The sequence below is a fragment of the Enterobacter sp. C3_dUdeg genome (assembly GCF_057536195.1).
Map to the genome: position 1 here is coordinate 22,785 of NZ_BAAKFX010000019.1, position 6,424 is coordinate 29,208.

Annotated in this window: 4 protein-coding genes and 1 tRNA gene; 2 read left to right on the forward strand and 3 right to left on the reverse strand. The window is 57.2% G+C overall.

Annotated features, from left to right (window positions below):
• Positions 1–35: 35 nt before the first annotated feature.
• The 3 genes from mscM to rsgA form a co-directional block, all read right to left on the reverse strand.
• Positions 36–3,359, reverse strand: a complete 3,324-nt coding sequence (mscM, locus tag AC27FC_RS22895) for a miniconductance mechanosensitive channel MscM (RefSeq protein WP_039261016.1) — start codon at positions 3,357–3,359, stop codon at positions 36–38.
• A gap of 19 nt (positions 3,360–3,378) precedes the next feature.
• A complete protein-coding gene (asd, locus tag AC27FC_RS22900; RefSeq protein WP_033144458.1) occupies positions 3,379–4,347 on the reverse strand; it encodes an archaetidylserine decarboxylase in 969 nt (322 codons plus the stop codon).
• 97 nt (positions 4,348–4,444) lie between these two features.
• Positions 4,445–5,497 (reverse strand): small ribosomal subunit biogenesis GTPase RsgA, encoded by a 1,053-nt coding sequence (gene rsgA / locus AC27FC_RS22905; protein ID WP_023334242.1) that lies wholly within the window; start codon positions 5,495–5,497, stop codon positions 4,445–4,447.
• A 107-nt stretch (positions 5,498–5,604) separates the two neighbouring features.
• Here rsgA and orn point away from each other — a divergent pair, with 107 nt between their 5' ends.
• Together orn and AC27FC_RS22915 are read left to right on the forward strand one after the other, a co-directional pair.
• Positions 5,605–6,150: an oligoribonuclease gene (gene orn / locus AC27FC_RS22910; RefSeq protein WP_023310130.1), complete on the forward strand. Its 546-nt coding sequence runs from the start codon at positions 5,605–5,607 to the stop codon at positions 6,148–6,150.
• A 196-nt stretch (positions 6,151–6,346) separates the two neighbouring features.
• Positions 6,347–6,422: transfer RNA gene (locus tag AC27FC_RS22915), tRNA-Gly, on the forward strand.
• Positions 6,423–6,424 lie beyond the last annotated feature (2 nt).

The following is a 6,424-nucleotide window of genomic DNA, read 5'->3' on the forward strand; positions in this document are numbered from 1 at the left end:
ACCCTCTCCCGCGGGAGAGGGTTGCCCCGCTTACCTTACAAACTTCCCGCCGGGCGCGTACGCGCCGCTGACGTCAGCGTTCTTCCCGTTTTACGCCCGTCCAGGCTTTCGAGACGCATCTGGAACGGTGGGAACGGCATATCAATACCGTGCTCGCGGAAGCCCGCCAGAATCAGCTGGTGGATCTCATGGCGCAGCGGCATACGGTGTCCCATTTCGGCGGCGTAGATGCGCAGCTCGAAAATCTGGATCCCCTGCTGTAAATCCACAAGGAATACTTCCGGCGCCGGGTTGTCGATTACCAGCGAACAGCGCTCAGCGGCAGTGTAGAGGATCTGGGTGACCTCTTCGCTGTTGGCGTCCGACGGCGCCGGTACCGTCAGCACCACGCGGGTAACGGAGTCTGACAGCGACCAGTTGATGAACTGCTCGGTAATAAACGCCTTGTTTGGCACGATGATCTCTTTGCGATCCCAGTCGCTGATCGTCGTCGCACGGGTGTTGATCTTCGTGATGCTGCCGGTCAGATCGCGAATCGTTACGGTATCGCCAATACGTATCGGTTTTTCGAACAGAATGATCAGGCCAGAGATGAAGTTGGCGAAGATCTCCTGTAAGCCGAAACCTAACCCTACACCAAGGGCCGCCACCAGCCACTGCAGCTTCGACCACTCAATACCGATCATCGAGAAGCCAACCAGCCCGCCAAACAGCATGATCAGATATTTGGTAATGGTCGTAATCGCATAGCCCGTCCCCGGCGTTAAATCCAGATGCTGCAGCAGCGCAAGCTCCAGCAGCGCCGGGAAGTTGCGTACCAGCTGCGTGGTGATGATCAGCACCAGAATGGCAATCAGCACCGCCCCTAAGGTAATCGGCTCCAGGCTTTCAACACCCTGCACCGTAGACGTCACGTCCCAGAGAGAGATGTTCTCCAGGAAGCCGAATGCGGAGTGGATCTCTGACCACAGGAAGATGACCGAGAGGAGGGCAATCAGCATCAGTATGGAACGAACCAGGCGCAGGGACTGGGTACTGATGGCATCCAGATCCAGCTCGACTTCGTCCGCTTCCGTTGTGCCTTCCGTACTGTTGACGTGGTTTGGCTCTTCCTCACCCCGCGCGCGCTGGGCGAGGATCTCCGCCCGGCGATGCTTGGCTCGGTCAAAGGCCAGACGGCGGCGCTGGATCAGCATCCAGCGGCGGATTACGTGGTACACCACCAGCAGCAGGAACCAGATGGCCACCGAGGTTTCCAGCCGCGCCAGCAGCGCCTGCGCGGTTGCCAGATAGCCTACCGCAGCTGCCAGCATCGCAAACAGCGGCGCGCTAAGCAGCAGGTTCCAGAGCAGCCGGTTGAACATGTTTTCGCCGCTGCCGGATTTATCGAGATAGAGCGGAATACCCGCGCGTTTCAGGCTGAGCGTGACGATGGCCAGCGCCCCGCATATCAGCATAAAGCAGAGGCGCCCCAGCGAGCCTGAGAATTCCCGGTCGTTGAGATTATCGAACATGATCAGCGCCATAATCAGCGGCACAATCAGCCCGATGCTCATCAGGTAGTAACGCATGGCGCGCGCAACGCGATTACGCGGCCAGCCAAAGTGGGTGATAAACAGGCCATTGGGGCGCGCGAAGGTGGCGCAAATCATGACCACCCACAGCAGCGGCACCGTGGCGGTGACGCCATCGCCAATCGCGACCGCGAGCGGATAGGGCCAGGCTTCCCGCAGGCCATACCCCAGCGTCATCCACAGCACCGGCAGCGGAGAGGCGACAAGAATCGACCAGAATACGGTGCGCAACGTCAGCCAGAAGTGATCCTGGGTGACTTTCCCGACCCGGGAGCTGGAACGCTCCAGGAAGCGGGTGAAATGTCTGCGCGAGTAAATGCTGAAGCCCACCAGAATCAACGCCCCCAGCAGCGGGAAAATGGTCTCTTTGCTGGTAAACATCATCACGCTGGCCTGTCCCAGTTGGCTGACGGTGTCCAGCGAAATCAGGCGGCGCAGGTCCTGGACAATCTCAATCGGCCACGAGAAGGTCATCGGACGCACGTCGGACGTCCAGAAGAGATAACGGTGCGTAGCCTCGTTCACCTCTTTCAGCGCATCTTCCAGCTGGCTATTGGAGACTTTTAGCTTGGTCAGCTCCAGAATCAGCGTATCCCCGCCCTGGAGCAGAGAGTTCAGCAGCTCACGCTGGGTACGCAGCTGGGCTTCCAGAATACGGTTTTGCTCGCTGGTCAGGGGCTGGCCGTCAGCCTGACGGATCTGGCGGATTTGCGGCTGTTTATTGAGAAGATCTTCAAAGTGCAGGCGCTGAACGCGCAACTGGGCCATCTCGGTATCCAGCTGCTGCGGCTTCGGCATTTCCGGCAGGCGCGCGACCTGGGCGCGTAACGCTTCGCCCAGCAGGTTTGATGACCCGAGCCACTGGGACTGCTCGCGCAGGGTGTTGAGCGCCTGGCGAACCTGCAGGGTTTGATTGGTGGCCTGACGCTGCTGCGAGGCAACCAGATCCATGCGCTGCGCCTGCTGGTTCAGCGCGGCAGAAAGCTCGCGGTTGACCCTGAATTGTTCGTTGATACCGGCAGGCAGGTTTTCGCTGTTTTCCGCCAGCAGTTCGGTGCTTTCAAGGGCACGCTCGGCTTCGCGCTGACGCTGGCTGTTAAGCTGATTGCGCAGGGCCTGGAGATACGCATCCAGCTGCTCGCTCTGCTTCTGAGCGAGTTCAGAGCGCATCCGCGACAGCTCCTGGCGGTTATTGGCGGAAAGCTGCGCTAGCTCCAGCTCATCGACAAGGGCCTTCAGGCGAGCCGATTCTGCCTGCAGGCCCAGATTTTGAGCCTGAGCCTGTGGCGTATTGCCGCTTTGCGTACCCACGCGACGCTCAACTTCATTAAGCTGGCGGCGGGCATCGGTTTGCTGTTGCGGAAGCTGGCTGAGGGAGTCGGCAATTTCACGCGCTCGCTCCTGCTCCTGCTGGGCAAGGCGGCTCTTTTCCAGAAGCTGGCTGCTGACCTGCAGGATCTCCTGGTTCAGGGCGTCGGAGGTCATACCTGCTGGCACATCGCGCGGTTCGTCACGCAAATTATTGAGCTGCGCGCGTAGCGTCTGCGAGAGTTTGGGGAAATTGTCGATAACCTGCTGATACTGCTGAGCGCGCTCAAGAGAGCCTTTCCGCTCCTCAAGCGCGTTCAGGGCAGCCTGGAGCGACTCGACGGTCTCTGGCTGAGCGGGTTTAGCCGCTTTTGCCTGCTCCAGTTCCTGGGTTATCTGTTTGGCGTCGGGGGCTGTCGCTGCGTACGCCCCCATGCTGAGGCACCAGGCCATCAGTAGAACGATAATCGGGCGCACGTCAGCGATCCTTCTGTTGTTAGCCTTCGTCTTTTTTGTCGTCAACCAGCGGGCTGGCGTCGTGCTCGGCGTTGATCTCTTCCTGCGGTAGCGGCGCTGGTTCTGCATCCGGCGTAACGAAGGTTTCGGTAGAGACCGCCAGCGGCTGGCCCAGTTTGGTGACCGACAGGCTTTCGAGCTGTTCAGCCAGCTTCACTTTGCCCGGCGCAAACAGGTTGATTACGGTAGAGCCCAGCTTGAAGCGACCCATCTCCTGACCTTTCAGCAGGGCCACCGAGCCTTCCGCTTCACCGGCAGGCCAGGTCCAGCGTTTGATCACGCCTTCGCGCGGTGGGGTGATGGTGCCCGCCCAGACGGTTTCGATGCTGCCTACGATGGTCGCACCGACCAGAATCTGTGCCATAGGGCCAAATTCAGTATCGAACAGACAGATGACGCGCTCGTTACGGGCAAACAGGTTCGGCACGTTCTGCGCGGTCAGGTGGTTTACGGAGAACAGGTCGCCCGGGACGTAAATCATTTCACGCAGGATACCGTTACACGGCATGTGCACGCGATGGTAGTCGCGCGGTGACAGATAGGTGGTGGCAAACGTTCCGTTGCGGAACAGATCCGCCATCAGGTAGTTACCCGCCAGCAGCGCTTCCAGACTGTAGTTATGGCCCTTCGCCTGCAGGATTTTGTCGTCTTCGATGTTACCCAACTGGCTGATCACGCCGTCTGCCGGCATCACCAGGACGTTAGGATCGGTGTTCAGCGGGCGCACTTCGTCACGCAGCGGGCGTACGAAGAACTCGTTGAAGGTGCGGTAGCTGGCGGTATCCGGCTTCTGCGCCTCTTTCATGTCGACCTTGTAATATTTTACGAAAAGGTCGATGACCAGTTTGGTCAGCCAGCCCGCGCGTTTGCTTGCGCCCCAGCCCGCCAGGCGAGTGAGCCACAGTTTTGGCAGAATGTATTGAAGCGAAAGTTTAAATGCGTTTAACAAGGTAGCCTCCAGGCCATTGTTTTGTCGTTCCTGATCCGACGTCAAGCCGCCGGAACCTGAAAAAAGGGGACGATTTTAGCGATGCTTAGCTTAGTTGTCAGTTATCAGAATCAGAAAAGTTTTTACGCGTTTTTACGTCTTCCATGCTCTCAAGAATACGGTGGTAATTCTCGAAGCGGGTTTCCGCGATCTCGCCTTTCTCAACCGCTTCACGGATAGCACAGCCTGGGTCGTTATCGTGCTTACAGTCGCGGTATTTACAGGCGCCTAAATAATCATGGAATTCGACAAATCCGTTAAAGATTTGTTCCGGCTCAAGGTGCCACAAACCGAACTCACGCACCCCCGGGGAGTCGATCACGTCGCCGCCGTGCGGGAAATGATACAGACGCGAGGCGGTGGTGGTGTGCTGGCCCAGGCCAGAGACGTTGGACACATCGTTGGTCAGGATCTCTTGCTGGAGGCCGAGCAGGTTGTTCAGCAGGCTCGATTTACCTACGCCGGACTGGCCCGCAAAGATGCTGATGCGGTCGGTCAGCGCCTCTTCCAGCGGTTTAAGGCCATCTTTGGTGTGGCTGGAGACCATCAGCACGCGGTAACCAATCTTGCGGTAGATATCCATCTGCTCATTCACGAAGGCCATACCGTCGTCATCCAGCAGATCGATTTTGTTCAACACGATAATCGGTTCAACCTGCAGCGTTTCGCAGGCGACGAGATATCGGTCGATAATGTTGAGCGAAAGTTCGGGCAAAATCGCCGAAACAATGACGATCTGGTTAATGTTGGCGGCAATAGGTTTGACCCCGTCGTAGAAATCGGGACGGGTTAACACGGACGTGCGCTCATGAACCGCTTCAACGATACCTTTTACCGTAACGCCTTCCGCCGCCTCTTTACCCGGTCGCCAGACCACGCGATCGCCGGTAACCAGTGAACGGATGGTGCGACGGATATTGCAACGGTGGATATCCCCGTCGGCGGATTCGACATCGGCATGCATACCGAAACGGCTGATAACTACGCCTTCTGTCGCTTCACCAAACAGGTTGTCGTCATAATCCGGCTTCTCCGAAGTGGTTTTAAGACGGCGCTGGTGGTTGGCGTTTACGCGGCGCTGCTGCCCTTTGGAGAGTTTATTTTTACTCAATCGCGCTGGCTCCTGGTCGCCCGTAAGGGGCAAAACCTCTATGATACACTCTAATTAATACTAGTTAACCTGCTACTGCCGGTTATGCGAGAAGGGTGGAAAATAACATGAGCGCGGATGAAAACAACCTGATTTGGATCGATCTCGAAATGACCGGGCTGGATCCCGAGCGCGATCGCATCATTGAAATTGCAACGCTGGTGACGGACGCTAACCTGAATATCCTGGCTGAAGGGCCAACGATTGCGGTGCATCAGTCCGACGACCAGCTGGCTTTGATGGATGAATGGAACGTGCGCACCCACACCGGCAGTGGCCTGGTAGAGCGCGTGAAGGCGAGCACGTTCGGCGATCGCGAGGCGGAGCTGGCGACGCTTGAGTTCCTGAAACAGTGGGTTCCGGCAGGCAAATCGCCTATCTGTGGAAATAGCATCGGCCAGGATCGCCGTTTCCTGTTTAAGTACATGCCGGAACTGGAGTCATATTTCCACTACCGCTATCTGGATGTCAGCACTCTGAAAGAGCTGGCGCGTCGCTGGAAGCCTGAAATCCTCGACGGCTTTAAAAAGCAGGGGACTCACCAGGCGATGGACGATATCCGTGAGTCTGTGGCGGAGCTTTCCTACTACCGCGAAAACTTTATTAAGCTGTGATTTTGCGATCCGGCGCCTTGCGTGGCCGGGTTTTTGTCGTTAAATTGTTCAGCTTGCCGATTAATTAAGCATTTGAACTTAATTTCGAAAAAATCGCTTTAAGGGGGGTTGCAGCTAAAAGGATTTCTCGTATAATGCGCCTCCCGTAACGACAGAGAATTACACGTTACAACAGCAACAAAAGCAGTGCAGATTTGCGGGAATAGCTCAGTTGGTAGAGCACGACCTTGCCAAGGTCGGGGTCGCGAGTTCGAGTCTCGTTTCCCGCTCCAAA

What these genes read in the sequence shown, in the direction of transcription:
- orn (WP_023310130.1), top strand. Translation starts at nt 5,605, where the DNA reads ATGAGCGCGGATGAAAACAACCTGATTTGGATCGATCTCGAAATGACC.